Here is a 2,549-nt window from a genome sequence, read left to right on the forward strand (position 1 = left end):
GCCGTGCGCGGCGTGGTCCCGGCGCGCGGGGCGCGGCAGGCCGAGGTGGTCGCGCAGGGTCTCGCCCGTGTACTCGCTGCGGAACGAGCCGCGCTCCACGAGGAGCGGCACGACCTGGTCGAGCACGTCGTCGAGGCCGTGCGGCGTCAGGTGCGGCACGAGGATGAAGCCGTCGGACGCGTCCTGCTGGACGTGGCGGTCGATGTCGTCGGCCACCTGCTGGGCCGTGCCGACGAACCCGCCGCGCGTCGTGGCGTGGATGACGAGGTCGCGGATCGACCAGCGGTTCGCCTCGGCCTGCTCGCGCCACTGCCGGGCGACCGCGAGCGGGTCCTTCGCGTGCCGCACGCGGCCGCGCGTGATCGACGCGTTCTCGACGTCGGGGTCGACGTCGGGCAGCGGGCCGTCGGGGTCGTACGCCTCGAGGTCGCGGCCCCACACCTGCTCGAGGAACGCGATCGCGGTGGGACCGGACACCTGCTGGCGGCGGATGTGGCGCGCGCGCTCGTGCGCCTCGGCCTCGGTGTCGCCGATCACGGCGGTGGCGGCGGGCAGGATCAGCAGCTCGTCGGGCGTGCGTCCGTGCGCGGCGAGCCGCGACTTCACGTCGGTGTAGAACGCCTGCCCGGCGTCGAACGTCGAGTGCATGGAGAACACGACGTCGGCCGTGGCGGCCGCGAAGTCGCGTCCGTCGGCGGAGTCGCCGGCCTGGAACAGCACGGGGTGGCCCTGCGGGCCGCGCGGTGCGGGGAACGTGCCGACCACGTCGGCGTGCGGGCCGTGGTGCGCGACGGGCCGCACGGCGCCGTCCCGCAGGAACCTGCCCGCGGCGGGGTCGGCGAGCACCGCGTCGTCGTCCCACGAGTCCCAGAGCGCTCGCGCCGCGTCGACGACCTCGCGGGCCCGCTCGTAGCGCAGCGGGTACGGCAGGTACCCGCCGCGCCGGAAGTTCGCGCCCGTGAACGCGTCGGGGCTGGTCACGAGGTTCCACGCGGCGCGCCCGCGCGACAGCACGTCGAGCGTCGCGAACTGCCGCGCGACCTCCCACGGCTCGTTGAACGTCGTGCTGATGGTGCCCGCCAGGCCGAGGCGGTCGGTCACCGCGGCGAGGGCCGCGAGCACGGGCAGCGTGTCGGGCCGCCCGACCACGTCGAGGTCGTGGATGCGGCCCTTGTGCTCGCGCAGCCGCAGCCCCTCGGCGAGGAAGAAGAAGTCGAGGTGCGCGGCCTCGGCGCGCGCGGCGAGGTGCTCGAACGACGAGAAGTCGACCTGGCTTCCCGCGGCGGGGTCGCTCCAGACCGTCGTGCTGTTGACGCCCGGGAAGTGCACCCCGAGCCGGACCTGCTTGCGCGGACGCGTGGTCATGGCGGGCCCCTCTCAGGCCGTCGCGGCGAGGACGTTGGCGGGGCGCGCGAGCCCGAGGGTGTCGCGCAGCGTCGTGCCCGGGTAGGCCGTGCGGAACAGGCCCGCGGCCTGCAGCAGCGGCACCAGGCCGTCGACCACCGCGTCGAGGTCGGTGGGCAGCACGGCCGGCAGCAGGTGGAACCCGTCGACGACCTCGCGCCACGCGTCGAGCACGGCCGCGAGGTCCGCGGGCGTGCCGACGTGCGTCAGGGACGCCGGGCGCCACGGCTCGCCCGCCAGGTCGTCGAGGACCGCGAGCCGAGCCGCCGCCGACGACCGGTCGTCGGCCAGCAGCAGGTACGTGTCGACCAGCACGCGCAGGTCGCGCGGGTCCCGTCCCGCGGCGACGGCCTGCTCGTGGAGACGGTCGCGCTGCGCGCGGGCCGCGCTCACGTCCGTCGCCGCCAGCCGCACGACGTCCGCGTGCCGGGCCGCGAGCGCGAGGGTCGCGTCGGACGTGACGCGCACGACCACCGGTGGCCGTCCCTGCGGCGGGCGCGGCGTGATCGACGGCCCGGCGACCGAGAACCGCGGGCCCGCGTGGTCGACGTGGTGCAGCTTGTCGCGGTCGACGTAGCGGCCGGTCGCGACGTCGCGGATCACGGCGTCGTCCTCCCACGAGTCCCACAGCAGCCCGACGACGTGCGCGACCTCGGCGGCCTCGTCGACCGCGTCGTCGTGCTCCTGCGGGTCCTTGCGCCCGAACGCCGCGGCCTGCGCGTCACCCGTGGACCAGCCGATCTGCCACCCCGCGCGCCCGCGGCTCACGTGGTCGACCGTCGCGATCGCCTTGGAGACGTGGAAGGGCTCGGTGTGCGTCGTGTCGGTGCGTGCGACCAGTCCGATGCCGGCGCTGCGCGGTGCGAGGTACGCCGCGAGCAGCACCGCGTCGAGCCGGCCCTGCAGGCCGCCGGCGGGTGCCTCCTGCAGCACGTGGTCGTCGTCGAGGACCGCGAGGTCGAGCAGGCCGCGCTGCGCGGTCGCCAGCAGGTCGGCCGTGCGGCGGGGGTCGAACCAGCCGTGCGCGGCGGCCGGGACCGTGCGCCACGCGGCGGGGTGGGCGCCGGCGTCGGTGAGGTCGACGCCGAGGTGCAGGGACGGGCGGGAGTCGGGCACGGGTGCTCCAGGGGTGCGCGGGACCCCGC

General features: G+C 76.3%; 2 protein-coding genes. Both read right to left on the reverse strand.

Features of this window, described 5'->3' with window-relative positions:
* Positions 1 to 1,365 (reverse strand): NtaA/DmoA family FMN-dependent monooxygenase (locus ATM99_RS15670; protein ID WP_062103785.1); only part of this gene is annotated, 1,365 nt, incomplete at its 3' end.
* 12 nt (positions 1,366 to 1,377) lie between these two features.
* Positions 1,378 to 2,520 carry an LLM class flavin-dependent oxidoreductase gene (locus ATM99_RS15675; protein WP_062103786.1) on the reverse strand — a complete coding sequence of 381 codons (1,143 nt, stop codon included), beginning with the start codon at positions 2,518 to 2,520 and terminating at the stop codon, positions 1,378 to 1,380.
* Positions 2,521 to 2,549 lie beyond the last annotated feature (29 nt).

It is taken from the genome of Cellulomonas sp. B6 (genome assembly GCF_001462455.1).
Lineage (GTDB): Bacteria > Actinomycetota > Actinomycetes > Actinomycetales > Cellulomonadaceae > Cellulomonas.